Genomic DNA, 25,657 nt, shown 5'->3' with positions numbered 1-25,657 from the left:
GGCCCAGAGTGTGTAAAAACGCTTCGCCAAAATTGAAGTGTGCACGTCTACGTTAAATCTGAAGTTTATCGGCACGTCAGCAGATGTGGATTTCGCGTAGAAGCACGATTTCCAGTCCGGTTTTGAGTACCTGTCGCGCTCAAAAACGTTTTTACACAGCCTCGGCCAATAGCAGCCGTTCCCGGAAGACCTAAACCGGCCAAAAACTGGATGATTTGAGTCGAGAAAATAAATCAAGGAGCCGCGGTACGCGGTCCCGGAGAGCGAAGCGAACGGCTTGAACCGCTTGTTATACGTTAACCCTGTAACTCAAGGTTGCCTCATCGCCTGTGATCCCTCGGAATCCCCAGCAATGACTTGGCTGCTCAAATATTGTGATTTCAACGTCAACCGGATTTATAGCCAAGTTCCGCTCAAAGGCTGTAAATATTTGCTTTATGAGCTTCTTTTTTGTTTCTTCCGTTCGCCCAGAAATCATGCTTATTTCGATTACTGTGTATTTTTCAGATCTACCGCCGGGGTAATAAAAATTAGTTTTATCTAGCGGGACGAAACGGTGAGCACGCTTGTCTTCGGGTAACCCAAGAACAGTAGTCATGCAATTATGTAGCACATCGGACATCTGTGCTTTTTTGGCATTTAAATTGTAGTCAATTCCATAGACGGTGATCATTGCGATTCCTTGCAAGCGTATAACTACTATAGGTGACATGCCATGTCGCGATGGCGTGTCGTATAAAGTCCACTTGTCGTCCTGTAAGTCCTTGTCTAGCTTAGAGGTGGTCGCGGTAAATGCGACATTGCTCAGGGAGAAACGCTACTTGGATGACGGCGAGCCCTGCTGCCCTCTAGAGTCGAAAGCAGCATCCGTGACACTACTCATTTGCCATCACCTTGTCCACCGTCCACTTTTGGCCGGTTTCTGCCTGTCGCGAAGGGCAGCAGTCGACACAAAGCTGCCACTCACAATGACCAGAAATCGGCCAGAAACGGTGATTTGATGGAGGATAAGTCGCCCCGTCCGGTAAGCGCTTCCTGATGTATTCGTATTATCGTGATAAGCGTGCCTGCTCACTTGTCCATAGGGTTGCGGACACAATCATCCCTAGTGCTGGAGTCAGGAGAGCGGATTGGGTGCACGCTCGTTGTCGCTAGGTTGACGGCACAGGGCCACTATCTCACTATTCATGGTTATGAGGATAAAAGAACCGAGGGGTCAATGAGCAAGAACAGGGGCCGTACGCCCAGAGAAAACGAGGTCCAGACGGCTATAGTGGCATCTCTCCAAGCCTACTGCCGAGACAATGCTATCCGTTGCTCAGCATTGGAGTATTACGCAAATCAGCAAGGTGGCTCCCTGCGGAAGGTCTGCGCAGACTTTTTAGCTACCTTGGATGATTCGACGCTGTTGCTCGCCGAAACGAAAGTGCACGCTAGCGGTGAGCTACTCGCATTCGACGACGAACAACTGATCGAGTATCTGGGATTTGAAAGTGCTGGGTTTCCAATTGCCTACGTTTATAACAACGAAGATATCTTGGCCTACTACCGAAAACCACAGCCGACTGACTTCCCTACCCTTACGCTTGGGTCGGTAAACCGCTCCGTGCCGTCTTTGCTTCCTGATAGGTATCCAGACTATCCAAAGCATACGACACTTTTGGATTGGTTGAAGAGCATCCCAACTGGTGGCGATCAAACTACACGGTTCGCGCGCATTTTCGCTGCGATTCGTGCCGAGGCAATCCTGAGCAATGGATTGATGATGCTGATTTACGGCACCAAGGGAGTGAAAATTTTCGATGAGCCAGATCCCAGAAAGCTCGAATCACTAGTCCAATCCCTGGGACGAGGCATTGCTGGGAAGTTCTTGAACCCTATTCAGCAAAGACGGATTGAGCATTTTCTTAAAGAGGAAGCGTTAGCCTTCAAAAGCTGGTTTCGACCTGTGGACCCTAATGCTCGACAGACGGGGCCGATGCTACCTGGTTCTGGTTATTCGATTGCTCCTGACGAAGACCCAGATCCTGATGACGATGATCGACCCAAATCTCGGAGCGACTATCCCAAGTTCTAAAGTGAAGCCTGAATCGCCCCTGGTTTCGTAGACGCCTCGAACGGCTGCAATGGGTTGTGGATTCAACCGGTCAGGAGTGTCCGCTTCTGGCCGATTGCTGCCTGTCGTGAAGGGGGACAGTCGACCCAAACCAGTCATCTGAATTGCGTTGATTGACATGCACGTCACCCGCCACGCTTAGAATTGTGCCGATGATTTACTGATCTCAGACACAGGATGATCGGTCGGGTAAGCTGGGAGGTTACGGTCGCACCACTAGTGGAATCTGACAGGATAAGTGGATTCAGGTGCGTGGGGGATTTTTGTTTACCTTACGAGGCACCATGGACTCTTCTTTTGACGAATTGATCGACAGGGCGATGTATCTGGGCGTACATCAAGTTGCATACCCAATTGATATCTTAGGTACTGCTAGGTTGTTGGCAGAGCACGCATCCGACGATGCGGACTTTGAAAGGATACTTTCACTGGTTTCAGACCCAGAGAACCATTTTACTCGTTGGGTCGCCATACGAGCCATTGTGATCCTGGGGCCTGCATCGGTGGCCAAAGCCCGCGAAACGCTGAGCGTCCGGATGACGCTTGAGGGTTTTCCTCTCGCCCGACAAGAACTACACAATGCGCTGGCTTCGACGACAGAGTGATGCGGTCACCCCGAAAACGGGATTAGCTGTCAGCGACTATGCTATATGGGGTTCTTGAGACAATGAGTCTGCGTTTCAGTTATGTTTGGCTGCTGCCACTGCTTGAAAAGTCATATGGGACTGTAAAACAGAACCTTTCAGTTGCTGTATCGACGCTGGGCATAAAAAGCTCGATCCCGGAAGAAATATCGTTGTCCCAGTTGCTTGTAACGGCGCTGGAGTCTGACTCTGAATATTGGTCTCAACTTGCAATCAAATGGCTAGATGATGGGTTTCCTGTTGACCAAAAGCTATCCGAACTATTGCTTCAATGCTCATCTCAGAAAGTTCTTTCACAATCCTTTCGACACAAAGCTTTCAGAATTGCTAGACATTGGAAAAGAGAAGAGTAACCCTGCCTGAAGGCCAGGTTCTATGTGGTTTTTCAGTCAACTTTTTCCGCTTACTCGACAGGCAGCTTTTGGCCGGAAGCCGTCCATCGCCAACGACTGCTTCTGGCCGAGGCTGTGTAAAAACGTTTTTGAGCGCGACAGGTACTCAAAACCGGACTGGAAATCGTGCTTCTACGCGAAATCCACATCTGCTGACGTGCCGATAAACTTCAGATTTAACGTAGACGTGCACACTTCAATTTTGGCGAAGCGTTTTTACACACTCGGCCGATTTCTGCCGTTCGTGAAGGGCAGAAATCGACCAGTAGCAGTCGCATTCGACAGGTGAACGTCTGAGCGCCTCGCTCAGATATGCAGCCAAGCCAGCGAACCCAACATGACGCCAACACCCGCGGCCCCAAACGAGAGCCGCTTGAGCCATTCCTTACGCGTCAGCAAGGTAATGGCCGCCAGTGAAATTGCTATTTGAATCGCTGTCATTGCCTGGGCCCAGCGGTGATGCTGATGCAACGCCTGCTCTGACTTCTCGTCCCACTCTCTTGCCCTTTGTTCGAATGCTTCAGCCTTCTTGCGCGCCTCCTCCTTCTGTTCCCCGTACCGCCGCGCCTCAGCAACATAATGGGCGGAATCCAGCCCTGGGAGATGGCTTGCCAGATCCGACAGGTTCTGCCGGCTGGACTTGGCCTGGTAGTAACTCCACTCGTTGGCGGCTTCGGTTTTCTGGATAGCGGCGTTGTTTTTGTCCATGGCCGCCTCATTCTCCGTTGAGCCGGCCTGATAGCTCATCAGGGCGCCGACGGTCGCCATGATGGCTGTCATCACCGCAATCTTGCTGGCAAAGCTGTCGCCTTGTGCATGCGCATGATGGGTGGTGTGCTCAATATGTTGCTCGTGTGGGCTGGGGACTTCGAACTCTTCAGGCATGGGTGTCGATCTTGGAGGTGTTAGTGGAGATGGACAGCATTATGAATTGTCCCTGATTCTTTGGACACAATTGACTGGCGGCCAGTAGTCCGTTGCAGACTATTCTTGATCTGGGTAACCAACCGGTCGCACCGAAGGAGGTCACTCGTTTATGCACTGTGCCCTTTTCGAAATCCGCCGCGGTTCGATCTGATGCATGAAGGCAAATCGATCTGCGCCGTCATCGAGTTCCGATGAACTACCGGCCTGGGGCACGGCCCCAGGCACTTTTGTCTGACACCCTGAAACGGAGACGCCAGCATGAGCACCTTGCAACTTCACCCTGCACTGGACAATGGCATCCAACCCGCCGCCGCGAATTTCACAGGTGGCACCCTGCAATGCCTGTGTGCGACCGACAAGGTCGAGGTCAAGATCGACGCACAAACTTTGTATAACCACGCGTGCGGCTGCAGCAAATGCTGGAAACCCAAAAACGCGACATTCGCCGTTATCGCCGTGGTGCCTCGAGATAAGGTCAGCGTCATTGCCCACGGCGAAAAACTGGAGATTGTCGACGAATCCGCCACCATCCAACGCCACGCCTGCAAGCAGTGTCACGCCCATCTCTTTGGGCGCATCGAGAACAAGGACCATGCGTTTTATGGCCTGGACTTCGTCCACACCGAGCTTTCGCCACAGCGCGGATGGGCTGCGCCGGGATTCGCGGCGTTCGTGTCCTCCATCATCGAAACCGGCACGCCGCCAGCGCAAATGAAGGCTATCCGCGAGCGCTTGCGCTCGATCGGCCTGGAACCCTATGACTGCCTGTCCCCGGAGTTGATGGACGCAATGGCGACTCATGTCGCCAGACAGAAAGGCCTGCTCCCCGCCGCCTGATTGATCGGTCGCCGCGGTTTCTTTTCCGGACCGCGGTCCGATTCACCAGTTCTGTGGGAGCGGAATTGCCGGATCGCCGGACCGCGGCAATGGCTTCACCGCAAGCACACCGGTCTTTCCCCAGGCAACTAGCGGCGCCAGCGTCAGGGCTCTGCTGGCCGCAGATAGGGCTCGATAAAGCCGCAGCCAAGGATCTCGTTCAGGCGTTGCGCATCCTTCATTCGGCGAAACAGTCCAATAGTCTTCCACGGCGCGTGACCATCGACATTGGGCGCTCCCAATCCGGCCAACAGGTCGGCGATCAGTATTGATCGGGTCTCGAAAGAGATGCGAGTCAGCCCGGTACTATTGCCGACGCCGGCATGGGCATGAGCCCCGGAAAAGGCGATCAGGCTCCCCGGAGCGATATCGACGGCAATCCCCTCCTGCGGGTCGACCGCTTCCAACAGATGAGGAATGGCTTCGTCGGCATCCACGGCATTGCGGCCGTCTCGATGGGATCGCTGCAAAATGGCGCGCATATCGAAATCTGCGCTCGAATTACCCAGCGGTCGCTGCCAGAGGCCTGGATACAAGGCGACGGTACGCCCTGCCGCGATGGGATAGATGGGCGCCCACCAGTTGGTTTGTGCATAGATATTCGACCCCCAGGTATCGCGGTGAAACGCGATGGTGGCCGTCGTGCGGGCACGCGGTGTCGACTGCTCTGGCTCGCAATGTGGCTGAAAACGCAAATGCAGGCGATCGCAGGCCAGGGTATCGGGGGCGATGCCAAGGCTTTGCACGACGTCCTGCCAGCGCTGCTGGACCTCAGCCGAGCCTGCGAAGTCGTTCTGAATTTTCGCAAAGCGCTCAGTCTGCTCAGGGTGGCTCAAATGGCGATGGATCTGTTGCGGCGACCACGGATGCAGCGCGTCTTCGAGGAACGCACGCGTATATTCCACCAGCGCCGTCATGGGCTGCAGGTCAGTGAAGCGAATGATCTCGCCAGCATAGATCCGGTCATGCAATTGGCGAGCGGTGCTCGGTATGGCAAGCGAGCTGTACATGACTGGAAGTCCCCTGAAGATGCGCCCTCCTGACTTTAGATCCACGCCGAGTGTGGCGAAAGTGGCAGGTGAGGCGAAAAAGCGCGGATCAGGCCCCGGGGACGTGAGCAACAGGCGACCGTCAAGCCATGAATGGGACGCTTATGACAGTTCTTGGCAGGCAGTTAACAGCCAGAAGCCGACACTAGATAGCAAACCTCAAAGAAGCCGAACAATGAGATCGTCGGCTATTTAAGCCGCGGTGTCCTAGAACTTTTCTCTTTTTATCGGTCTATGTGGACAGGCACATCCTCGGTAAGCGCGACCTCGCAGGCTTCCCGCAGTCAGATAGCCACACGTCCATTGTCAATCAGAGGTTGTCTTCGTTCATGAAATTCCATGACCCACGGATGGTGCTCTTCGGCCTGTTCGCGTTCGCGGCAGTGGGCTCCGCATCAGCAACACAAATGAAGACCTCAACCCCTGTTTTCGCAACTGAAGTGGCAGCCGTTCAGGCTCCGGTCGAGGCCGCCGGCAACCCTTGGCCAACCTTGGCCAGTATGGCTGGCAAACAGCCTGGCCCCTTGCTGGCCCATGACGACCGATACTGGCATGACGGCCGTTGGCACGATCGTAGAGACGATTGGCGCCGAGACGAATGGCGTAGAGAACAGTGGCGCAGAGAGCAAGCCCGTCGAGAAGCTGAACGCCATCGTTATTGGGAGCGCCACGATGATCGGCCCATGCGGCACCGCTACGAGGACGATCACCGCTACTATCGTCGCTAGCCTGGGAATAGAGGTCGATGACGCCTTGGGAATGGCGGAACAGACGGAAGTCTGACAATTGATGTGACGCGACGGTCGAAGCTGGACCGCCGCCGACCCGCCAGAAGACACTCAGAAACTCATCCGTGTACCAGATAGGCTCCCAACGGAACCCGATGCCGTAGCTTCTTGCATTTGCCGGGTGGGGGCTGATGCCCGGGCGGGCGATCAGGAAACCAGATTCGGCATTTACCCGGAGGCGGCCAATGGCCGCGGGGAATCTCAACTTCATCGTACGTGGGCGCTGGCTCGACGGAAGCCGATTGCAATTCTCCTTCGGGCATTTTGCGAGCGAAGTTGCCAGCATCGCGCCCAGTATTCGGAGCGGCTTGTTCAGCAGCGGCCATTTCTGCTTCGCGGAGCCTTTGAGCCTCCTCCTCGAGCCCCTTCTGTACTGCAACCTGGTCCTCTTTGGCGTTGGGTGAGGTGCTCGATGCGTTGGCCTGCTGCGCCGCCTGGATCAATTGGAAGTTGCGGTTGCGTAACGCTACGTTGCTGCCAACCCTCATGTTCGAGCGCACCGCCAACGTTTCAGCCTGCTGGTACTGCCCCTGCTGAAGACGCAACACACCGAGATAATGCAGTGTCGCTGGATTGTTCGGCTGGATATGCAGGGCACGCTCCAGCGTGGCAGCGGCTTGGTCCAACTGGCCATTTCCATACTGCCGCGAGGCGGTTTCGATCAGGGTGGTTGATGCGCTGTTACTTTGCGAAGTCGCCCTTCGCTCGGCAGCAACCGAACAAAGCGACGCGACGGCGCAGAACGCCAGGATGAGACCCGGTAGAAAATTTTTAGTTGGCATCAGGGGTGGACTCGGCTGATCTCGGACGGCACTGTCATAAAACAGGCCACCAGCGCTGCTCGGTATCTGCGATACAGGGCCCCCATTGACCTGGCCTGTACCCTGAAGTTCCCGCAGCTACAGCCACTGCGGACGGCGTGGAATCCGCAGGTCACCGCAACCGGTATCATTTTTTCCTGAAATTTTAAGCTGGTATCATTCAAGCACTGACAAACCGAGCAAAAAATATGAATCGCCGTAAAAAAATAAATCAGCTGTTAAAGGCTAACGCCAAAAAGGCCAGTGCCAAATTGGCACCGAAAAGCAAGACTAAATACATTAGTAAAGCTGACCGATTGAAGCTGGCAGCTGAAGCCAGTCAGGACTCAATCATTTCCGCTGAGAGCTGATTTACGTAACCCTCGCGACTGATAGCTTCCAACCCAGAGCGCTCATCCCTGCCCAACCGATCTGACAGATTGCGCGGGCGCCAAAACTGCTACAGCGGTTTTTTTGTTGAGCTGCAGCAGTTCCCTTAGCACGAGTTTACAAACTTGCTTCTTTGTAGGATGACTGAAGAAACTCTGCTATCAGCGATGTGATCTGCTGCTGAATCACCCCACGTGAGCGACCGCCGTCGCCATCCAGGCAAATGATGCCATCGCCTGGTACATCGTCTTCGAGCAGTTTCTGCGCGCCAGGTTTGCACATCGACAAGAAGCTGAAATGGCTTGCGTCGCTGATTTCGACGTAACGGCTTGTCGCCGCAGGCAAGCGTTTGGCCAGGTTGGCAGACTCCAACTCAGTAGGAAGCTCGCGCGACGGTACACCGGCAGCGATCACCAGCGTTGGTACCGGCAGCGCCGCCAGGCTTTCATCGGTCAGGCCCCGTGAAAGGCCCAGGTCCAATGTGACCACAGCAGAGACGCGTTTATCGCGCAAATCGGCGGCCAACGCGGCCTTTGATTTTGAGGTGCTTGCAGGGTTTATCGTTTCGTAGACGGTGCAACTCGCTAACTGCGGGTGAGCTTTGCAGTCAAGGGCGAAGCGGTCTGGATCGAAACGAGCGCCGGCTATCTCCAGGGCGGTCCAGCCGCCGAGTGAATGGCCCACTACTGCAATTCGGTCATTGGCGACCAAGCCGAATTTTTCTGGTTGAGTCGTAACCCTATCAATGACTCGGCGCAAATCAACGGGCCGCTGCCATAACTGCGCCGCTGCTTGAGGGCTACGGTCATGAGTGGTGGTGCCAGGGTGATTGATCGCGGCAACGATATAACCCCTATGAGCCAGGGCACTGGCAAGCCAGATCTGGTTGCTCCAATTCCCCCTGTACCCGTGGGAGAGCACCAACAATGGATGCTTGCCAGCAGCTGGCGGCGCGTTACGAACGGCAGAAGCACCGACAAACACCACATCATCGCCGATCAATTGCGTGGCGGCGGTAGTTGCACTGGGGTACCAAACGGCCATCTTCAGTGAGCGGTCACTGTTCGAGTCCGTCAGTGTGGAAGATTGGAAGCCGACAGGGTTCTCGTCAGCGAGTGCGAGAGTAGTCAGACAGGTCAACAACAGGACGCCGAAAGCTATTTTCAATGTCGTTTCTTCCTTGATTAGACAAATGCATGGCAACCTGAACCCGCCGCCAGGCGAATCCACCTTCGTACGGAGTCGAAGCTAACGTGGCTGCATAGTGAGCACGGACATTAAAGCCCACGATCGAACCGCCGGGCATAACTTACATCGTTAACTCTGTTCGCGGTCTTTTAGAGAGAAGGCTGAGCGTCCGCTTTCCCGCGTGTCTTGCCCAGTGAAAGGCAGTCACCACCCGCTAAGCATCCTGCAATTTCTCACGCAGAAACTCGATAAACCGTTGGGTTTTCGCCGGTAACAGTCGCGTCTCGGTGAGGGCATAAACCGAGACGGGCGAAGCCTGCCACTGCGGCAAGACTCTGCGCAGCGTGCCATCGGCGAGGTCTTGCAAAACGATGCCTTCGGCCAGTAACGCGACACCCTGATCCAGCGTCGCCAGACGTCGAATCATCCCCACGCTGTTGAGCTCGAATCGACCGCCCACCTCAACCTCCTCCTGCCCTTCACTGCTGGAAAGTACCCAGCGCTCAGCACGGGTTCCGCGCAGACGCAGACATTCGTGGTGAGTCAGGTCCGAGGGCTGGACGGGATCGCCGTACTGTTCGAGATAACGGGGTGAGGCGTAAAGACCGCGGCGCAAACTGGCGAGCTTGCGGGCGATCAGGTTCGAGTTCGCGAGTTCCCCCATGCGGATGACCACGTCAATCGGCTCACTCACCAGATCAACCTGACGCGGGGTCAGATCGAGCTCGAAGCTGATGCCGGGATACAGCCGGGCAAACTCCGCTATCAGCGGCGCCAGGTAGATATTGGCGAAATCCACCGGCAAAGAGGCCCGCAGTACACCGCTGGGGCGGGCCAGCATTTCGCCGAGCTGCTCGTGCGCAAGCCGGGCTTCTTCGACGATGCGTTTGCAGCGATCGAAGTACAACTGCCCCGCTTCGGTCAGCTCGATCTTGCGCGTGGTGCGATGCAAAAGCCTGAGCCCGATTTCTTTCTCCAGGCCACTTATCCGTCGCGACAGCGTCGAGTTCGGCATGCCCATCGCCTCGGCCGCACGGCGGAAACTGCGCGCCTTCACAACCTCGACGAACAGCGCCATGTCGTTGAGAAACTCCAAAGCTATTGCTCCATAAGTGGATCAGTCATTTCGATTTTACCCGGTTTATCCCGGATTCGGATTGATCAATGATAGCCCCATGCCGCAACCCTACCGCCAGGAGCATCATCATGACGTATGAAAAATTCAGTGCCGACAATGCCGCCCTGCTGTTGATCGATCACCAGGTGGGAACGATGGGTTGGGTGAAATCCATCCCGTTCGAAGAACTTAAACGCAACGCGCTGATGCTCGCCAAAGCGGCCAGCATTCTGAAATTGCCGGTGGTGCTGACTTCCAGCATGGAAGGAGTGTGATGGCCGATGACATCGCCCTGCGGCGGATGGATAAAGGCGGCGTGACGCTGAGCACCACCAACCAGCTGATCGCAGAACTCGCCGGAAGCTGGGCTACGCCGCAAGGTGGGCAGTTGGTGCAAGTGCTGATGGAAGCACTTCAAGGCTAAAGATTGGGTGCAATCCCTGTGGGAGCAGCGCACCGCCGCTCCCACAGGGATGAGTCGCTACATCTCAACCTGCGTACCCAGCTCAATCACACGATTGAGCGGCAAATTGAAGTATTTGAGATTGCTGTTGGCGTTCTTCAGCAAGAACGCGAACAGGGTCTCGCGCCAACGGGCCATGCCGATACGCTTGGTCGGGACGACCGTCTCGCGGCTGAGGAAATAGGTGGTGCGCATCGGGCTGAAATCCAGCTCTTTCAAATGACACAGACTCAACGCCAGCGGCACATCGGGCTCCTCTATAAAGCCGAAGTGCAGACTGACCCGGAAGAACCCTTCGCCAAAAGACTCGATCTCGAACCGCTGATCCGCAGGCACACGCGGGCGGTCTTCAGACACCACGGTGAGCAATACCACCTGCTCGTGCAGCACCTGGTTGTGCAACAGGTTGTGCAACAGCGCATGGGGAACTGCATCGGATCTGGCCGTCAGAAATACCGCGGTACCTTGCACTCGATGGGGTGGTTGCGCGCCGATGCTGCTGATGAACAGCGGCAGCGGCAGAGCGGTTTCGTCCAGTCGCTCGACAATGATCTTGCGGCCGCGCTTCCAGGTGGTCATCAAAATGAACAGGGCAATACCGGCGATTACCGGGAACGCACCGCCCTGGAAGATCTTCGATATGTTGGCGGCGAAGTACAGGCTGTCGACCACGAGAAAACCCAACAGCATCGGAATCGCCAGCCAGCGCGGTGTTTTCCACAGCAGCAGGACCACGGCCGAGGACAGGATGGTCGTGATCAACATGGTCCCCGTCACCGCCACGCCATACGCCGCCGCCAGCGCACTGGACGACTCGAAGCCGATGACCAGCAACACGACGCCGACCATCAGCGCCCAGTTCACGAGGCCGATGTAAATCTGCCCCTGCTCCTGACTGGAGGTGTGCTGGATAAACATACGCGGCACGTAACCCAGCTGAATGGCCTGGCGAGTCAGTGAGAACGCCCCGGAAATCACCGCCTGGGAGGCGATGATGGTGGCCAGCGTCGACAACGCGACCATCGGCAGCAGCGCCCAGTCGGGTGCCAATAGATAGAATGGGTTGCGTACCGCTTCCGGGTTTCCGAGGATCAACGCACCCTGGCCAAAGTAATTGAGCACCAGGCCAGGCAGCACCAGCATGAACCAGGCGCGGGCAATCGGTTTGCGACCGAAATGGCCCATGTCGGCATACAGCGCTTCAGCACCGGTCAATGCCAATACCACGGCGCCCAGAATGGCGATGCCAATCCCCGGATGAACCACGAAGAATCGCACCGCCCAAGCAGGATTGAGCGCTTGCAGCACTTCCGGGCGTTGCAGAATGCCGTATGTACCGAGAATGCCCAACACCACGAACCACAGCACCATGACCGGGCCGAACAGGATGCCGATACGCGCCGTGCCATGTTTCTGGATCAGGAAAAGTGCTACCAGAACGATAACGGACAGCGGAACGACCCAATGCCCGATGCCCTCGAACGCAAGTTGTAGACCTTCAACCGCGGAGAGCACCGAAATGGCCGGGGTGATCATGCTGTCCCCGTAAAACAGTGCCGCGCCAAACAGCCCGAGCAACACCAGGTTCCGGCTCATTTTCGGATACGGCGCCGAGGCCCGGCGTGCCAGTGCCGTCAAGGCCATGATGCCGCCCTCGCCCTGGTTGTTGGCACGCAGGATAAACAGCACGTACTTGATCGAGACGACCCAGATCAGCGACCAGAAAATCAACGACAGAATGCCCAGTACACCGTCCTGATTGGCCTGGACGCCATAGTGGCCGGCGAACACTTCCTTGAGGGTGTAAAGCGGGCTGGTACCAATGTCCCCATAAACCACGCCGACCGCGGCGACGAGCAAGCCCACTCCTGATGTTTTGGCGTGGGAGTTTTCATGGGCGGGGATCGCTGTTTCGCTCACGGGTAGCTTCTCTGAGATTGAAGGAAATAAATGGCATGCCACCTTCGAGCAAGAGGGTTTGCGGGGCTACCGGGTAAGCATTGGAACTCAGCCATGAAACCCCACGGCCTGATAATGAGATTAGTCCATGGGTGTCATGCCGTTCGTTCAGGCGACCTGGAGAGTTTTGCAGGCCTGTCGACGATCAAAAAAACGCGGCAAGTATCCTCGCAGGGGAAAACACCTACCGTAAAGAAAGCGTAAAAATGTACGGACAGCAGCGAGCGAATTTCGATCAAGTTTCTTGTGCGCGACCAAAAATTGTCCTTAATTAGAGGCAAGGTTCTTTCCGGGACCTGGCCACATCGCTATATCCTGTATTTCAACCCGAATCACCTGAATCGAGTGCCAAGGCACCACCAGCATGGAGTTTGCGAATGAGCCAAGGGCCTGTCCATGACGACGACACCGCTATTGGAGCTACCTGTACACCCTCAGAAGGTAGCGAGCAAACCTCCCCGTCCCTTCACGACCTCGGGTTGAGCGATGTCCTTGAGGCACTGCCCGAGGCCATCTACACCACTGATGCCAAGGGTCTGATCACCTTTTACAACCGTGCAGCGGTGGCGCTGTGGGGAGTGACCCCGGCGCTTGGGGAGAGCTCCTTTTGCGGCTCCTGGAAGCTCTTTTGGCCTGACGGCACGCCGCTGCCCCACGATGAATGCCCCATGTCCATGGCATTGAAGGAGCAGCGTCCTGTCAGAGGGCTTGAAGCCATCGCCGAGCGTCCGGATGGCACACGCGTACGCTTTCTGGCGTGCCCATCGCCGATATTCGATGCAGAAGGCGGCCTGATAGGCGCCGTTAACATGCTGATCGATCTGACCGACCAGACCGTTGCCGATGAGGCCGCGCTGATCCATGACGCGCTGGTCGAATCGTCCGCCGACGCGATCATCGCCAAAGACCTGAACGGCACGATTACCAACTGGAACGCTGGCGCCCAGCGACTCTTCGGTTACACGGCCGAGGAAGCGGTCGGCCAACCCATTGACATGCTCATCCCCCTGGATCGGCGGGATGAGGAACCCGGCATTTTGGCGCGCATCCGTCGAGGCGAGCGCATCGAACACTATGAAACCCTCCGGCGGCGCAAAGACGGCAGCCTGGTCGAGATCTCTCTCGCCGTCTCCCCCATCAGAAATCGGCAAGGCCGTATTGTCGGAGCGGCCAAAATCGCTCGCGATATCACCGAGCGACGACAGGCGGAAGAACAAAAGAGCCTGCTCATCAGAGAGATGGATCACCGGGTGAAAAACCTGTTCACCCTGGCGAACAGCGTGGTGTCACTGAGCGCACGTTCGGCAACGACCCCCGGTGAACTCGCCTCCGCCGTTTGCGCACGGCTGAACGCATTGGCGCGAGCCCATACCCTGACCATACCGCACGGTTTGAGTAACGAGCAGCCAACGACATTGCATGCCCTCATACAAACCATTCTCGCGCCTTATGCCGATGGCGGGGATAACAGCCAGTCACGCGCCTTCGTGACCGGCCCTGACATAACGATTGACGGTGCATCAGTCACCAGCTTCGCTCTGCTGTTGCATGAGTTTGCAACCAACGCCGCGAAATATGGGGCGCTCTCTTTGCCTGAAGGGCTTTTGGATATTTCGTGCAGCGAGAGTGAGGAGGTGTTCACCGTGGTCTGGAGCGAAAGGAATGGCCCGCTCATTGACCGGGAACCCGACAGCACCGGTTTCGGCACCCTTCTCGCCAAAGCGACCGTGCATGGCCAGCTTCACGGCGAAATCCGCCGTGACTGGAAGCGCGAGGGGCTGACCATCACCGTAGCGTTTCCCACCCGTAACATAAGCGGCCAGTAGAGGGTTGGCTCCAGGTGGTGCGAAGCGATTCGCACCTACTTTGCCGTCCCGCCGCCAGGTTTATAGAACAGAAATTTCGGGGTCTCGCCTGTCTTGATGTACTGCTTCGCCCAGTCGGGCTTCACCGTTTTGTCGTGGAAATACAAGGCACCGTGGGTGCGGTCCGTCAGTTGCTTGTTGAGTGCCTTGCGCGCGATCTCCTTGGCGATGGCATATTCGTCGTCTTCCTTTACCTGATCCGCACGCCCGTCGCACCACCAGGAAAACTGGCAGGCATGCTTTTCGGAACCTTGCTTGACCACGGCGCACACCGTATCCGGAAAACCTTCGTGCCCGAGCCGGTTCATGACCACGCTGGCGACGCCTTCCATGTCGGCAGCAGTCACCCCTTTGGCTTCCCAGTAGATACTGCGTGCAAGACACGTAATGGCATCCTCCAGCGGCGCGACTCCCGCCGGATCGACCGCCTGCGCTTCGGAGGGGGTGATGACCTCGGATTTGGGCACCGGAACTTCGCTGCCCTTCTCTGCTGCTTTCTGCTCCAGAACCTGCGCCTTTTCTTCGGCCACTTCCTTTTTTTGCTCCTGGTCGGTCGCCCACACCTGGCTGCACAGAAGGATGCTTGCGAAGCAGGTGGCTACCCCTTTGAATCGCATGTTCCGACCCTTCTGATTGAAAACTTCGTGAGCAACGAAACGATCGCAGACCTGGGTTGATTGTAGTAGCCGCAATTCATACCGACAGGCAGGCAATAAACTGCATTTGGATGCGAAAAGGCATTGCATCCGGAGGGGTGTATTCGCGCATCATGAGCGCAGTCCGTTCAGGGGGAGATTTTCATGCGCAGCCTGTCATCCGTTTTGCATCTTGGCGTGTTGTCATTCGGGTTGGTGTTCAGCGTCATCGCATCGGCGGCCGATGAACAACAGCTGGTAGAGTCGATCAACGTTTACCGCAGCCAGGTACAGCGCTGTGCCGGACAGGCGTCTTCGGAGTTACCACCGCTGGCCAGCGATCCGCGCCTGGTGCTGTCCGCCAACAGCATCGGTGACCTGCAGCAGGCACTGGCCCGCGCGGCGTATCCGATGGTTAATGTGCAGGCGATCAGCTTGTCCGGCCCGCGTGATGCGCCCGCCGCGATGAAGGCGATTCAGGAGAGCTTCTGCCGGGTGGTGCTGGACCCGCAATTTGTCGATATCGGTGTCAGCCGGGAGGGCCGCGAGTGGCGCATCGTGCTGGCGCGCCCGCTGTTGACTGGGCGCTTGGGCGATTGGCAGGCGGAGGGACAGAAGCTCCTTGAAGCGATGAACAGCGCCCGCACGCAAGCGCGCCAGTGCGGTGCCCAATCCTTCGCCGCCACCACGCCGCTGGCCTGGAACGCCACGCTCGGGTCAGCCGCCGAAACCCACAGCCGGGCCATGGCCAACCAAAACTTTTTCGATCACAAGGACCGCGACGGCCGCACGCCGGGTGATCGGGCTGAACTGGCGGGTTACGCCGGCCAGCAGGTCGGTGAGAACATCGCCGCTGGGCAGGACACGGTGCGCAAGGTGGTCGATGGCTGGCTGGCCAGCCCGGGGCATTGCGCCAACCTGATGAACCCACAATTTCGCGAATTGGGTGCAGCCTATGCGGTGGACCCGAAGAGTGACGCAGGTATTTACTGGACGGCGATGTTTGGCACGCCGTGAAGAATCGCCAGTTGAAAAAGGAATCGCCAGTTGAATAAAGCCCCCTCTTCGACCGTCGAACAGGATCTGTCGAAGCCTGAAGCAATTAGCCTGCGGGAAGCGTTTCTGTTCTGGCTGAAGCTCGGCTTCATCAGCTTCGGCGGGCCGGCCGGACAGATCTCGATCATGCATCAGGAGTTGGTGGAGCGCCGACGCTGGATCTCGGAGCGGCGCTTTCTGCACGCCCTCAATTACTGCATGTTGCTGCCCGGGCCGGAGGCTCAGCAACTGGCGACCTACATCGGTTGGCTGATGCACCGCACGTGGGGCGGCCTGATTGCCGGCGGGCTCTTTGTGTTGCCGTCGCTGTTCATCCTGATCGGGCTGTCGTGGGTGTACATCGCCTTTGGCGAAGTGCCGGCGGTGGCCGGACTTTTTTATGGGATCAAGCCGGCCGTGACCGCGATTGTGGTGCAGGCGGCCCACCGGATCGGCTCACGGGCATTGAAGAACAACTGGCTGTGGGGCATCGCCGCGGCATCGTTCACCGCCATCTTCGTGTTCAATGTGCCGTTCCCGTTGATTGTGCTGGGCGCCGCGATCATCGGTTACTTCGGCGGCCGCCTGGCACCTGAACGATTCAGGACCGGAGGTCACAGCGCAGCGAAAAAGTCCTTCGGCCCGGCGTTGATCGATGACGACACCCCGACGCCCGAACACGCCCGTTTCAGCAGTTTCAAATTGCTGCGCCTGTCGTTGGTGGGTGCAGTCTTGTGGGGGCTGCCGATGGGGGTTCTCACCGCCCTGTTCGGCTGGGACGGCACCCTGGCCCAGATGGGCTGGTTCTTTACCAAAGCGGCGTTGCTGACATTCGGTGGCGCGTATGCCGTGCTGCCTTATGTGTATCAGGGTGCTGTCGGCCACTATGGCTGGCTGACACCCACGCAAATGATCGATGGCCTGGCGCTCGGCGAAACCACCCCCGGGCCGCTGATCATGGTGGTGGCCTTCGTCGGTTTTGTCGGCGCCTATGTTCATCAGGTGTTCGGCCCGGATCAACTGTTCCTGGCCGGCGCCCTCGCCGCCACATTGGTCACCTGGTTCACCTTCTTGCCGTCGTTCCTGTTCATCCTCGCCGGCGGCCCGTTGGTGGAGTCGACGCACAACGAACTCAGGCTTACCGCCCCCCTGACCGCGATTACCGCGGCGGTGGTTGGCGTGATCCTCAACCTGGCATGCTTCTTCGGCTATCACGTGCTCTGGCCCAAGGGCTTCAGTGGCCAACTCGACTGGCCTTCGGCGCTGATCGCCATTGCAGCGGCCATCGCCTTGTTCCGCTTCAAGCGGGGGGTGATCGAGGTACTGATGGGCTGCGGGTTGATCGGGTTGGCGGTGCATCTGCTGCGCTAACGCGCCGACAAGACCATCAATGAAGTTTCCGTTGCCGCTGTAGCTCGGTCTTCAACCAGAGGTTGGCCGGTTGTATGCCTGCCGGACAGCGCACTTCATAGGCGCGGCCACTCATGCTGCTTTGGGTGGCCGCCAGCTCAATGAAGTCTTCGGCGCTGTTCACCCTGTCCTGTTCTTCAAGGTACTCCAGCTTCTTCTCCAGATGCGCCCGGGCTTGAGGGCCGCCGTATTCGCTGCCGTTGCGCACAAACCGGCATTCACTGTGCTCGACAAAGTCCAGCAAGCTGTTTATTTCCTGAGTGGCTTGAGGTGGGATTTGTGCCTGTGCATTGAACACCACGACGGTCAGGCCGATACCGGCCGCCATCAGCCATTGAGTGAGGGGTGCAACAATATGCCCAGTCAGCCTTCGCATGATTATTCCTCAGGAGATCAGAGCGGTGATGGCCGCTCTGGAGCTGGGCGCAGACAGGTCAATCGTCGTCTCGGTCGTCATGATCGCGGTGCCGACGGCGATCATCACGACGATCGTAATCCCGGTCATACCCACGATCATCACGGTAATAATAGCCACGGTCATGGTCGCGACGGTATTCACGGTGATCCCGATCGTACCTGTCTCCCTCTTCCCAGTAAGGAAAGCAACCTCCCAGCAGGAGAGTACTTGCAATGGCCAGGGTCATTATCGCGGTGCGCTTCATTTTAACGTCCTAAAAGGTCAGAACTACGGGGATGAGGTGACGCTAGCGGCGAATCGATCGCAGTGCGTTCAAACCCATAATTACGACCCTCAAGCCGATCAATGATTCCGTTATCGCCGGGCCTTAAAGCGTTCTCTGGCTGTTACCGATGGTTTTGGCTTTTTCGATGGCCCACTCCATCGCCGCTTCCATGTCCAGCAGATGCGGCGAGGGATGCTTGTCCTCGACAATGGCCGAGCCGTCCGGCCAATAGACCCCCATGAACATCTTCAGCGAACCGTCTCTCAGTATCTCGGCTTTGACCTCAATCGTGCATCCGTTCGACAGCGTTTCCGAGTGGGTTATATGACGCTCAGTCATGACTGCATTCCTCCCGTCGTTGCTATCAGCGTAACCCATGCGGCGCCGAGCGCGATGACGCTCAGACGCTTACCTGCACCACCTCGATCCCCAGTTTTTGATAATCCTCAAGATTGCCCGAGGCCACGTGACGCTCGGTAATCAGCGTATGCACACGGGCACAAGGCGCAACCACAAAGGGCTCAACCGCCCCCAGTTTGTCCGCGGTGGTTACGGCAATCACGTGGGAGGCGCTGGCGAGCATCGCCTGTTTCACTGGCACCTCGTCGAAATGCAGCGAGCTGAGGCCGACTTCCGGATGAATGGCACAGACCCCGGTGAACACCAGATCGGCCTTGATGCCCTCGATCAGCCGCAAGGTTTCATGGCCGCTGGAGGACATAGTCGCGGGATTGAGCTGACCACCGGCGACGATCACCGTGATGCCTTTGTATTCGGCCAAGGTGATCGCAATCATCGGCGACGCGGTGACGGCCGTAATGACAATGTCAGTGGGCAGCGAGCGTGCGATCTGCAGCGTGGTGCTCCCGGAATCGAACATCACGATCTGGCCGTCCTTGACCCGGCGCGCGGCGAGCTGCGCCAACCGGGTTTTCACCTCGTCGGTTTCGCTGACCCGAGTGAAGTAATCCTTGCCCGTGTCCTTGGGACGCGGCAACGCCCCGCCGTGCACCCGCTGCACCAGCCCGGCACTGGCCAGCTCCGACAGGTCCCGGCGAATGGTGTCCTCGGACACGGCGAAATGCTGACTCAGCTCGGAAGCCATGACCTTGCCGTCACGTTCGAGGATCAGCAGGATTTTTTGGCGGCGCAGTTGGGGGAGTTCGGCGGAGGAATGCTCAGCGTGCATGGTTATGCCTGTTTTTGCGTGTTTGTGCGAGATTAGCCAAACACCTCATTGAACACAAGGCGCTCCCACAAGGGATTGTGTTTGATTGATACCCATCACAAGGCACTCACGATGAACTCACGCAACCATTGATGCCCAGGGTCGCGGTGACAGCGCTCGGGCCAGAGCATCGACATCTCGTATCCCGGAACTTCAAGGGGAGGCTCGATCATCGCCAAGGCATGCGTATCGCGAACCAGGCGCGCTGGCAGCATCGCGACCATATCGGTGCTCTCCACCACCGACGGGACAAACAGAAAATGGGGGAGCGAAAGCACCACCCGGCGCGCCATGCCCAGCAGGGAAAGCGCCTGGTCGGTGACACCCTGAAAGCCCCCGCCATCCCGGGATACGATGACGTGGTCGAGTTCGCAGAACTGCGCGAGGGTCGGCCGCTTTTTCAACAACGGATGGCCAGCACGCCCCACCAACACATAGCGTTCGGTAAACAATGCACGACGTCGCAAGCCTGGGGGAGCATCCTCGGTGGTATGAAACGCCAGGTCGATTGCCCCCTGTTCCGCTTGTCTGGCCAGTTGTGACGGCATCAGGTCAAACACCGCCAGACGCGTACCGGGTGCAGCCGAACGCAGCCCGGCCAACGCGGGCAAGATGATGGTCGACTCGCCGTAGTCCGACGCCATGACATTCCACGTCTGCCGTGCCTCGGCCGGGTTGAAAGGACTGGCGGGCGACACCGCGCGCTCCAGGGCTTCCAGTGCCTGGCGTAACGGCTCGCGCAACTCATCGGCCCGGGCCGTGGGCCGCATGCCCCGAGGCCCTGGCAGTAACAACGGATCGCTGAATATGTCCCTCAATTTGGCGAGATGAACACTCACCGAAGGTTGAGATAAATTCAGACGTTGCGCCGCACGGGTCACGTTGTGTTCCGAGAGCAGGACATCAAGCGTCAGCAGCAGGTTGATGTCCAGACGTCGCAGATTATTCATGACAATACCTGGCATATTGGTTATTCATTTCCAATATACCGGGTAAGACCTGATTCTGCTGGCTTCTGACAACGGAGACTCAGCCATGAATGTTCTGCTCGTTTACGCCCACCCCGAACCCAAATCATTAAACGGTTCGCTCAAGGACTTTACCGTCAAACGCCTGGAAGCTGCCGGCCACCAGGTGCAGGTCTCGGATTTATACGCGATGGACTGGAAAGCCTCGCTGGACGCCGATGACAGTTTCGGCCGGCCTGCCGACGCACGGTTCGATCCGTCGCAAGACTCCAAGCGTGCCTTCAAAGAAGGCCGGCAACGACAGGACATCGTCCTCGAACAGGAAAAACTGCTCTGGGCCGATACCGTCATTCTGCAGTTTCCGCTGTGGTGGTTCTCGATGCCGGCGATCCTCAAAGGCTGGGTGGAACGCGTCTATGCCTATGGTTTTGCCTACGGCGTAGGGGAGCATTCCGACGCGCGCTGGGGCGACCGTTACGGGGAAGGCACGCTGGCGGGCAAACGGGCGATGTTGATCGTCACCACGGGTGGCTGGGAATCTCATTACAGCCCACGGGGCATCAATGGGCCGATCGACGATGTGCTATTCCCGATCCAGCATGGCGTATTGTTCTACCCCGGCTTCGACGTGCTGCCACCGTTCGTGATCTATCGGACCAGCCGAATGGATGAGGCGAGATTTTCAGCAACTTGTGAGGCGCTCGGCCAACGGCTGGATGACCTCTGGGAAACCGCGCCGATTGCTTTCCGGGCGCAAAATTCAGGGGCGTATGACATTCCGCAACTCACGTTGCGTGATGAGATTGCTGCGGATCAGACGGGCTTTGCGGCTCACGTCAGTCAGGCGGCACATTCGTTGTAGCAGATCGCGAACACGAAAAAGCCCGCACAACGCGGGCTTTGGAATTCGATGTAGGTGGCCAGTGCTGGTCTCTGGCTTACGAGATTTATCGGGCCTCTCACAGAACAGGATTTTTAGCTTTGGGCTGTTCTGCCTCACACGGCATAAGGGCTGGATCTCAGCGCGGAGATCTTTCTAACCGTGTACCCTTGGGAGCGCGCCCCACGCCTCCTCGCTATCCCTTTGCGCATCAGTCTGCGTCTTCACCTACAACCTCAGAATAGCAAACCCTTCGAGGCCTGGGTCGGGGTTTTTAGACTGATTGTTTTCAAGGGGAATGATCGGTAAATGGAAAAATACTAACGAGGTGGGGACGGACTTCCGTACCGTCTCCAACACCTCTTTGCAGGCGCTGCATCGGTTATTTGTATTCAAATACCAACTTAATAATATTTTACCGATCCAGGGGTGATCCCTAGTCTTGACCCAAGAAATGGCAGGCCACAACCGACCTGATTCCAACTTCGATGGGTATAGAGATGACCACTGAAAAAACAAAAATAGATACGCTGATTGTGGGCGCCGGTCAGGCTGGCGTGGCCATGAGTGAACACCTGAGCAAACTCGGCGTGCCTCACCTCGTACTGGAACGGAGCCGCATCGCCGAACGCTGGCGCAGCGGTCGTTGGGATTCGCTGGTGGCCAACGGCCCGGCCTGGCACGATCGGTTTCCGGGCCTTGAGTTCGACGATCTCAGCCCCGACGGCTTTGCCCCGAAAGAACGGGTGGCGGATTATTTCGAAGCCTACGCGAAGAAGTTCAACGCCCCCATCCGCACCGGCGTGGACGTGAAGAAAGTCGAGCGCAATGTCGGCCGTCCAGGCTTCACCATTGAAACCTCCGAAGGCGTGATCGAGGCCAACCGCGTAGTGGCCGCCACCGGACCTTTCCAGCGTCCGGTTATTCCGCCGATCGCACCGAAAGATCAGCCATTCACCCAGATCCACTCCGCCGAATACCGCAACCCGCAGCAACTGCCAGAGGGCGCCGTGCTGGTGGTGGGCGCCGGCTCGTCCGGGGTGCAGATCGCCGATGAATTACAGAGTGCCGGCAAGCAGGTTTACCTCTCGGTGGGTGCGCACGATCGCCCTCCTCGCGCCTATCGCAACCGTGATTTCTGCTGGTGGCTGGGCGTGCTCGGCGAGTGGGATCAGGCCGCCATGAAACCCGGCCGGGAACACGTGACCATCGCGGTGAGCGGCGCGCATGGTGGCCGTACGGTGGACTTCCGTGGGCTAGCCCATCGCGGAATGACGCTGGTGGGTCTGACCCAATCGTTCAATGGCAGCGTGGCGACGTTCCAGCCCAACCTTGCCGACAACCTGGCACGCGGCGATGAGAACTATCTGGCGCTGCTCAATGCCGCCGACGCCTACGTCGAGCGCAATGGCCTGGACCTGCCGGAAGAACCTGAGGCGCGGCATACCTTCCCGGATCCGGATTGCGTCACCAACCCGATTCTTGAACTCGACCTGGCCAAGGCTGGCGTGACGTCGATCATCTGGGCCACCGGGTTTGCCACGGATTACAGCTGGCTGAAGGTCAACGCGTTCGACGACAACGGCAAGCCGCAGCATCAGCGCGGAGTGTCGAGCGAGCCTGGGGTGTATTTCCTCGGCCTGCCGTGGCAGTCCCGTCGCGGCTCTTCGTTCATCTGGGGTGTTTGGCACGACGCCAAGTACGTGGCTGATCAGATCGCCATTCAGCGCTCATACCACGACTACCGCGATGCCCTGCAACGCGAAGCTGAAACCGCCTCCATCGCGCATAAAACCACCGTCAGCGCTTAACGAATAGTTCTTCAGGAGCCTCAGATGTCCACGCCAACCCATACCCGTATTCGCATGTTCAACACCAAGGAAACCTACCCGAACCAGAGCCTGGACAATGACCTGTGCCAGGCCGTGCGGGCCGGCAACACCGTTTATGTTCGCGGCCAGGTCGGCACCGATTTCGAAGGCAACCTGGTGGGCCTCGGCGACCCGCGTGCGCAAACCGAGCAAGCCATGCGCAACGTCAAACAGTTGCTGGAAGAAGCTGGCAGCGACCTCAGCCACATCGTCAAAACCACCACTTACCTGATCGACCCGCGTTACCGCGAGCCGGTTTATCGGGAAGTGGGCAAGTGGCTCAAAGGGGTGTTTCCGATTTCCACCGGGTTGGTGGTGTCGGCACTGGGGCAGCCGCAGTGGCTGATGGAGATTGATGTGATTGCGGTGATTCCTGAGTAAGCAGGTAGACCGAGTCGCGGCTTTCGCGAGCAAGCTTCGCTCCTACAGTAGATCGCTGTTTCATGAACGACCCTGATCATCTGTAGGAGCGAAGCTTGCTCGCGAAGACGCCCGCACAGACAACAACTTTGCCAAGGCCAACCAAGGAGCAAAACCATGACCTTCTCCATCGCCGCCCGTTGCCCCGAAACCGGTCAGTTCGGCATTGCAATCAGTTCCTCAAGCATCGCCGTCGGCGCCCGCTGCCCCTGGCTATTGCCCGGTGTCGGCGCGGTCTCCACACAAAATATCACCCTGCCATCCCTCGGCCCGGAAACCCTCGCCCTCATGGAACAAGGCCTCGCACCTGCCGAGGCTCTGGACAAGGCATTGACCCGCAACGGCTACAGCCAATACCGACAAATCACGGCGATTGACCACCTCGGTCGCACCGCGCATTTCAGCGGCTCAGAAACCCTGGGCAACCACAACGCCGTGTCGGGCGAGCAATGCGTGGCCGCCGGCAACATGCTCGCGGACCGAGCCGTGATCGAGGCCATGGTCGAGGCGTACGAACATGGCGAGGGCCAACTGACCGATCGCTTGCTCACCGCGATGAAAGCGGCGGTGGTCGCAGGCGGTGAAGCCGGGCCGGTGCATTCGGCTGCCGTTGTAGTGGTTGGCGAACTGACCTGGCCGATCATCAACCTGCGGGTCGATTGGGCTGATGAAGATCCGATAGGCAAATTGCAGCAGTTGTGGGACGCCTATCGCCCACAGGTCAAGGACTACATCGACCGCGCCCTCGCCCCCGACAAATCCCCTGGCTACGGTGTCGCCGGAGACGACCGATGAGCAGCAGCCGCGATTTGCTTGAAGCCTTGGTGGCGTTCGACACCACCAGCCGCGAATCAAATCTGCAGCTGATCGAGTTCGTCCGCGACTACCTCGCCCGATTCGAGGTGCCTTGCGAACTGATCTACAACGACGAGCGCAGCAAGGCTAATCTGTTCGCCACCATTGGCCCGGCGGATCAGCCGGGCATCGTGTTGTCAGGCCACACCGATGTGGTGCCCGTCGACGGCCAGCCATGGACGGTTGCGCCCTTCAAGCTCACCGAGCGTGACGGCAAACTGTACGGTCGCGGCAGCGCGGACATGAAAGGCTACATTGCCTGCGTACTCGCCCTGGTGCCGTCACTGGTGAAGGCCTCGCTGCGACTGCCGGTGCACATCGCGCTGTCCTACGATGAGGAAGTCGGCTGTCTCGGCGTTCGTTCGCTTTTGAAAGCCCTCGAACAGCGCCCGGTCAAACCGATGCTCTGCATCATTGGCGAACCCACCGAACTCAAACCGGTGCTCGGCCACAAGGGCAAGCTGGCGATGCGCTGCGACATTCATGGCGAAGCCTGCCATTCAGCGTACGCGCCACTCGGGGTCAATGCGATTGAATACGCTGCCGAACTGATCGGCGAACTGGGGCGGATTGGCCACAGGCTCAAGGCACCGGAGCATCACGACACCCGTTTCGATCCGCCGTTCAGCACCGTGCAAACCGGCGTGATTTCCGGCGGCAAGGCCTTAAACATCGTCCCCGCCGATTGCCGCTTCGACTTTGAAATCCGCGCCCTGCCCTCACACGATCCAAGCGAGGTGGCACAAGAATTGAAGACCTACGCCGAGCAGCAAGTATTGCCGCGCATGCGCGCCGTGAGTGATCAGAGTGAAATCCGCTTCAGTGAATTGTCGGCCTACCCCGGTTTGGCGACCGATGCGCACAGCGAAGCCGCTGAGCTGATCGCGGCATTTTCCGGTTCTGGGGAGTTCGGTACGGTGGCATTTGGCACCGAGGGCGGTCTGTTTGACGCTGCGGGAATTGCGACAGTGGTGTGCGGTCCGGGCAGCATGGATCAGGGTCATAAGCCGGACGAATTTGTCAGCCTCAAACAATTGAACGGCTGCGATGAAATGCTGCAACGAATGCTGTTATCAATCAGCCGCTGATGATTGGCCC

The 25,657-nt window shown here is 57.8% G+C and carries 27 protein-coding genes and 1 pseudogene; 15 read left to right on the top strand and 13 right to left on the bottom strand.

Annotated features, from left to right (window positions below):
• Window positions 1-289 precede the first annotated feature (289 nt).
• A complete protein-coding gene (locus tag AC1RL4_RS27595; protein WP_138867792.1) occupies window positions 290-673 on the bottom strand; it encodes a tautomerase family protein in 384 nt (127 codons plus the stop codon).
• A 546-nt stretch (window positions 674-1,219) separates the two neighbouring features.
• Between AC1RL4_RS27595 and AC1RL4_RS27590 the strand changes: the two genes are divergently transcribed.
• The 3 genes from AC1RL4_RS27590 to AC1RL4_RS27580 all read left to right on the top strand — a co-directional run bounded on the left by AC1RL4_RS27590 (window position 1,220) and on the right by AC1RL4_RS27580 (window position 3,113).
• Window positions 1,220-2,077: a hypothetical protein gene (locus AC1RL4_RS27590; protein ID WP_230172412.1), complete on the top strand. Its 858-nt coding sequence runs from the start codon at window positions 1,220-1,222 to the stop codon at window positions 2,075-2,077.
• A 323-nt stretch (window positions 2,078-2,400) separates the two neighbouring features.
• Window positions 2,401-2,721 (top strand): hypothetical protein, encoded by a 321-nt coding sequence (locus AC1RL4_RS27585; protein WP_096480027.1) that lies wholly within the window; start codon window positions 2,401-2,403, stop codon window positions 2,719-2,721.
• 62 nt (window positions 2,722-2,783) lie between these two features.
• Window positions 2,784-3,113 carry a hypothetical protein gene (locus AC1RL4_RS27580; RefSeq protein WP_157755467.1) on the top strand — a complete coding sequence of 110 codons (330 nt, stop codon included), beginning with the start codon at window positions 2,784-2,786 and terminating at the stop codon, window positions 3,111-3,113.
• A 345-nt stretch (window positions 3,114-3,458) separates the two neighbouring features.
• Here the strand turns inward: AC1RL4_RS27580 and AC1RL4_RS27575 are convergent, their stop codons facing one another.
• Entirely contained in the window at window positions 3,459-4,037 is a 579-nt protein-coding gene (locus AC1RL4_RS27575) for a DUF4337 domain-containing protein (RefSeq protein WP_096480026.1), read from the bottom strand.
• 300 nt (window positions 4,038-4,337) lie between these two features.
• Between AC1RL4_RS27575 and gfa the strand changes: the two genes are divergently transcribed.
• Window positions 4,338-4,916, top strand: coding sequence for an S-(hydroxymethyl)glutathione synthase (gfa, locus tag AC1RL4_RS27570; protein WP_019579486.1), 579 nt, complete (start codon window positions 4,338-4,340; stop codon window positions 4,914-4,916).
• 143 nt (window positions 4,917-5,059) lie between these two features.
• Here gfa and AC1RL4_RS27565 read toward each other — a convergent pair whose 3' ends face one another.
• Window positions 5,060-5,965, bottom strand: coding sequence for a hypothetical protein (locus AC1RL4_RS27565; protein ID WP_230172407.1), 906 nt, complete (start codon window positions 5,963-5,965; stop codon window positions 5,060-5,062).
• A gap of 368 nt (window positions 5,966-6,333) precedes the next feature.
• Here AC1RL4_RS27565 and AC1RL4_RS27560 point away from each other — a divergent pair, with 368 nt between their 5' ends.
• Complete coding sequence (locus AC1RL4_RS27560; protein ID WP_231380587.1) at window positions 6,334-6,732, top strand: hypothetical protein; 399 nt, start codon at window positions 6,334-6,336, stop codon at window positions 6,730-6,732.
• A gap of 119 nt (window positions 6,733-6,851) precedes the next feature.
• Here the strand turns inward: AC1RL4_RS27560 and AC1RL4_RS27555 are convergent, their stop codons facing one another.
• Window positions 6,852-7,574 carry a tetratricopeptide repeat protein gene (locus tag AC1RL4_RS27555; protein WP_028940202.1) on the bottom strand — a complete coding sequence of 241 codons (723 nt, stop codon included), beginning with the start codon at window positions 7,572-7,574 and terminating at the stop codon, window positions 6,852-6,854.
• Window positions 7,575-7,801: 227 nt separating this feature from the next.
• Between AC1RL4_RS27555 and AC1RL4_RS27550 the strand changes: the two genes are divergently transcribed.
• Complete coding sequence (locus AC1RL4_RS27550) at window positions 7,802-7,963, top strand: DUF2986 domain-containing protein (protein WP_007942091.1); 162 nt, start codon at window positions 7,802-7,804, stop codon at window positions 7,961-7,963.
• 136 nt (window positions 7,964-8,099) lie between these two features.
• Here AC1RL4_RS27550 and AC1RL4_RS27545 read toward each other — a convergent pair whose 3' ends face one another.
• Window positions 8,100-9,149 carry an alpha/beta hydrolase family protein gene (locus AC1RL4_RS27545; protein WP_230172401.1) on the bottom strand — a complete coding sequence of 350 codons (1,050 nt, stop codon included), beginning with the start codon at window positions 9,147-9,149 and terminating at the stop codon, window positions 8,100-8,102.
• 235 nt (window positions 9,150-9,384) lie between these two features.
• Window positions 9,385-10,266 (bottom strand): LysR family transcriptional regulator, encoded by an 882-nt coding sequence (locus tag AC1RL4_RS27540; RefSeq protein WP_096480022.1) that lies wholly within the window; start codon window positions 10,264-10,266, stop codon window positions 9,385-9,387.
• A gap of 110 nt (window positions 10,267-10,376) precedes the next feature.
• Between AC1RL4_RS27540 and AC1RL4_RS27535 the strand changes: the two are divergent.
• Window positions 10,377-10,711 (top strand): annotated as a pseudogene (locus tag AC1RL4_RS27535) (hypothetical protein).
• Window positions 10,712-10,768: 57 nt separating this feature from the next.
• Here the strand turns inward: AC1RL4_RS27535 and AC1RL4_RS27530 are convergent.
• Window positions 10,769-12,670 (bottom strand): potassium transporter Kup, encoded by a 1,902-nt coding sequence (locus tag AC1RL4_RS27530; RefSeq protein ID WP_050438308.1) that lies wholly within the window; start codon window positions 12,668-12,670, stop codon window positions 10,769-10,771.
• A 518-nt stretch (window positions 12,671-13,188) separates the two neighbouring features.
• Here AC1RL4_RS27530 and AC1RL4_RS27525 point away from each other — a divergent pair.
• On the top strand, window positions 13,189-14,535 hold the full coding sequence (locus AC1RL4_RS27525) for a PAS domain S-box protein (protein ID WP_230172399.1): 1,347 nt from the start codon (window positions 13,189-13,191) through the stop codon (window positions 14,533-14,535).
• A 35-nt stretch (window positions 14,536-14,570) separates the two neighbouring features.
• Here the strand turns inward: AC1RL4_RS27525 and AC1RL4_RS27520 are convergent, their stop codons facing one another.
• Window positions 14,571-15,191: a cell wall hydrolase gene (locus tag AC1RL4_RS27520; protein ID WP_230172397.1), complete on the bottom strand. Its 621-nt coding sequence runs from the start codon at window positions 15,189-15,191 to the stop codon at window positions 14,571-14,573.
• A gap of 183 nt (window positions 15,192-15,374) precedes the next feature.
• Between AC1RL4_RS27520 and AC1RL4_RS27515 the strand changes: the two genes are divergently transcribed.
• On the top strand, window positions 15,375-16,226 hold the full coding sequence (locus AC1RL4_RS27515) for a CAP domain-containing protein (protein WP_028940197.1): 852 nt from the start codon (window positions 15,375-15,377) through the stop codon (window positions 16,224-16,226).
• A gap of 30 nt (window positions 16,227-16,256) precedes the next feature.
• Window positions 16,257-17,615, top strand: coding sequence for a chromate efflux transporter (gene chrA / locus AC1RL4_RS27510; RefSeq protein ID WP_230172396.1), 1,359 nt, complete (start codon window positions 16,257-16,259; stop codon window positions 17,613-17,615).
• A gap of 16 nt (window positions 17,616-17,631) precedes the next feature.
• On the opposite strand, the gene AC1RL4_RS27505 is transcribed toward chrA, so the two are convergent.
• The 5 genes from AC1RL4_RS27505 to AC1RL4_RS27485 form a co-directional block, all read right to left on the bottom strand.
• Window positions 17,632-18,030 carry a YfeK family protein gene (locus AC1RL4_RS27505; protein ID WP_230172395.1) on the bottom strand — a complete coding sequence of 133 codons (399 nt, stop codon included), beginning with the start codon at window positions 18,028-18,030 and terminating at the stop codon, window positions 17,632-17,634.
• 58 nt (window positions 18,031-18,088) lie between these two features.
• A complete protein-coding gene (locus AC1RL4_RS27500; protein ID WP_007942076.1) occupies window positions 18,089-18,316 on the bottom strand; it encodes a hypothetical protein in 228 nt (75 codons plus the stop codon).
• 123 nt (window positions 18,317-18,439) lie between these two features.
• Window positions 18,440-18,676, bottom strand: coding sequence for a hypothetical protein (locus AC1RL4_RS27495; RefSeq protein WP_007942075.1), 237 nt, complete (start codon window positions 18,674-18,676; stop codon window positions 18,440-18,442).
• A 61-nt stretch (window positions 18,677-18,737) separates the two neighbouring features.
• Window positions 18,738-19,526, bottom strand: a complete 789-nt coding sequence (locus tag AC1RL4_RS27490) for a DeoR/GlpR family DNA-binding transcription regulator (RefSeq protein ID WP_018930239.1) — start codon at window positions 19,524-19,526, stop codon at window positions 18,738-18,740.
• A 95-nt stretch (window positions 19,527-19,621) separates the two neighbouring features.
• Entirely contained in the window at window positions 19,622-20,515 is an 894-nt protein-coding gene (locus AC1RL4_RS27485) for a LysR family transcriptional regulator (RefSeq protein ID WP_230172394.1), read from the bottom strand.
• An 85-nt stretch (window positions 20,516-20,600) separates the two neighbouring features.
• On the opposite strand from AC1RL4_RS27485, the gene AC1RL4_RS27480 reads away from it, so the two are divergent.
• The 5 genes from AC1RL4_RS27480 (at window position 20,601) to argE (ending at window position 25,647) form a co-directional block, all read left to right on the top strand.
• A complete protein-coding gene (locus AC1RL4_RS27480; RefSeq protein ID WP_096480018.1) occupies window positions 20,601-21,395 on the top strand; it encodes an NAD(P)H-dependent oxidoreductase in 795 nt (264 codons plus the stop codon).
• 518 nt (window positions 21,396-21,913) lie between these two features.
• On the top strand, window positions 21,914-23,224 hold the full coding sequence (locus AC1RL4_RS27475) for a flavin-containing monooxygenase (RefSeq protein ID WP_230172392.1): 1,311 nt from the start codon (window positions 21,914-21,916) through the stop codon (window positions 23,222-23,224).
• 24 nt (window positions 23,225-23,248) lie between these two features.
• Window positions 23,249-23,665 carry a RidA family protein gene (locus tag AC1RL4_RS27470; RefSeq protein WP_018930235.1) on the top strand — a complete coding sequence of 139 codons (417 nt, stop codon included), beginning with the start codon at window positions 23,249-23,251 and terminating at the stop codon, window positions 23,663-23,665.
• A 156-nt stretch (window positions 23,666-23,821) separates the two neighbouring features.
• Complete coding sequence (locus tag AC1RL4_RS27465; RefSeq protein ID WP_019579502.1) at window positions 23,822-24,499, top strand: DUF1028 domain-containing protein; 678 nt, start codon at window positions 23,822-23,824, stop codon at window positions 24,497-24,499.
• Window positions 24,496-25,647, top strand: coding sequence for an acetylornithine deacetylase (argE, locus tag AC1RL4_RS27460; protein WP_230172391.1), 1,152 nt, complete (start codon window positions 24,496-24,498; stop codon window positions 25,645-25,647). The genes AC1RL4_RS27465 and argE overlap by 4 nt, the downstream gene beginning before the upstream one ends.
• The last annotated feature ends 10 nt before the right edge of the window (window positions 25,648-25,657 follow it).

The sequence above is a fragment of the Pseudomonas sp. GW822-FHT07A10 genome (assembly GCF_058798795.1).
Note: the sequence above shows the minus strand (reverse complement) of the source record. Positions and strands in the feature narration are given on the sequence as shown.